At 62.9% G+C, this 1948-nt stretch carries 2 protein-coding genes and 1 pseudogene; all 3 read right to left on the reverse strand.

All coding sequences use genetic code 11. The annotated features are described in order from the left end of the window. Nucleotides 1-118: 118 nt before the first annotated feature. Entirely contained in the window at nt 119-325 is a 207-nt protein-coding gene (locus tag FK219_RS14035; protein ID WP_152582744.1) for a hypothetical protein, read from the reverse strand. A 66-nt stretch (nt 326-391) separates the two neighbouring features. Next, entirely contained in the window at nt 392-1741 is a 1350-nt protein-coding gene (locus FK219_RS12465; RefSeq protein ID WP_152582745.1) for an APC family permease, read from the reverse strand. Nucleotides 1742-1761: 20 nt separating this feature from the next. Next, a pseudogene (locus tag FK219_RS12470) lies at nt 1762-1948 on the reverse strand (hypothetical protein); the annotation flags it as partial.

The following is a 1948-nucleotide window of genomic DNA, read 5'->3' on the forward strand; positions in this document are numbered from 1 at the left end:
GTGTCCTTCCGGCTCGGCATGAATCTGGCTTCAACACCCCCATTCTCCCCGGTCAGAAGGACATTTCGCTGCTCCCACACCCACGCGAAAGCGGACCCGCTCGGTGGATCAGGGCTGATTATGTCGACCTCACGACCGAGATCACCGCCACTGACCGGGCACGACGCGACCACATCGGCATAACCAGGAGCTCGGCATAAAACGGGTCGAGCGTCGCGATCTCCACCCGGTCGCGGAACGCAGGGCCACGATCGTGCAGCCACGACCGGTAGGCCTCGCCGGAGTGGCCGGGGACCAGATCCAGCAGCGGCGGGCCGTCTCCCACACAGCGATTCCATGCTGACCCGTCCGAGGCGAAGCGGTCGAGTCCCCGATCGTCGGGCAGCAGATGCTACATGTCCATGGTCTGGTCGTCTCCGGTGTGGGAGCGCATGAACAGGCGCTCCGCAACGACGAGCAGGACGATGCCAGCGGCAGCGACATAGATGCTGAGGGGATCCGTTGCGGCGGTCACTGACACGAACGCAGCCAGGACCACGACGTCCATGATGATCGCTGTGACAACAACGGCGGGGTTGAACGTGACCCGTTTCCGGAGGCGGCGCAGCAGACCCCAGTGGATTGCGATGTCCATGATCAGGTAGTAGATGGCGCCGAGGGCAGCGATCCTGCTCAGATCGAGCGTGGCCGCGAGGATCATTGCGAAAGCGACCGTGTACACCGTGGTGTGCATGCGCACCGTCCCCGGCATCCGAAAGTGACGGTGCGGTACTTGTTTCATGTGGCTGAGCATGCCCAACATGCGTGACGCGGCAAAGATGCTGGCCATGACACCAGAGGTCGTGGCCACGATCGCCAGGGCGACGGTGAACCAGACCCCGACGTCACCCAGCGCGGGTCGAGCAGCTTCAGCGAGGGAAAAGTCCTCAGCGGCGATGACCTGCGCCAGGCTGAGATTTCCGGCTACCACGATTGCCACTGCCAGGTAGACGGCGGTGCAGATGATGAGCGAGATCACGATCGCGCGGCCCGTGTTGCGGTGAGGGTTGACGATGTCGCCGCCGCTGTTGGTGATCGTGGTGAAGCCCTTGTAGGCGAGGATGGCCAATGCCACAGCAGCGGCGAAGCCCTGCACGGAGGCATCGACGCCAGCAGCGTCGGCACCATTGGTGAAATTGGCGGGTGAGACGAACCACAGGCCAACGATCGCAAAGAGCCCGAGTCCCAAGATCTTGATCGCGGCGAAGACGCGCTGACTGGCTTCTACGGCCTTGTTTCCAGCCACGTTGACGCCGAATGCTGCAGCCAGGAGTCCGACCGCAAGGGCGGGTACCCAGAACGCTACCGGTTCCAATGGAACGATCTGCAGCAGGTAGGTACCGAACGTGCGAGCGACCAGTCCCTGGCTGATGATCATCGACACGAACATCAAAATCGCAAACACGCCGGTGGCCGTACCTGGCCCGTACGCCTCTCGAAGGAATGTGGCCACACCGCCAGAGGATGGAAAGGATTGAGACATCTTGACGTAGGAGTAGGCGCTAAAAGCCACGACCGCCGCGCCGACGATGAAGGCAACCGGGAACCAGTCTCCGGCCAATCGTGCAGTCTGTCCCGTGAGAGCAAAGATTCCGGCGCCGATCATCACACCGGTGCCCAGCGCGACCGCCCCTGTCAGGGTAAGAGATCCCGGATTGTCGTCAGGTGCGCGACCGGCCGGGTTGCTTTGGGGCTGTTCCATTCGAGTAGATCCTTTTTCTTTCACGCGTCGTGAGTGCGCGGGATGCACGGCCCCTCGCTGGCGGAGTGAGTGCCGAGGTCTTCCGATGACGGCACGCTCGAGTGCTCCCTCACCAGCTCCGACAGGCCCGCCCGCTCGGCCAGCGCCAGCACCGGCACCAGACCGGTATGCGATACGAGATTGTCCTCATCGAACACGGGCTGGATT

It is taken from the genome of Microcella pacifica (assembly GCF_009371975.2).
In the GTDB taxonomy this organism is placed as follows: Bacteria; Actinomycetota; Actinomycetes; order Actinomycetales; family Microbacteriaceae; genus Microcella; species Microcella pacifica.

Bases quoted from the DNA above. Each gene is read 5' to 3' on its own strand.
- FK219_RS12465 (WP_152582745.1), bottom strand. From the start codon at position 1,741: ATGGAACAGCCCCAAAGCAACCCGGCCGGTCGCGCACCTGACGACAAT.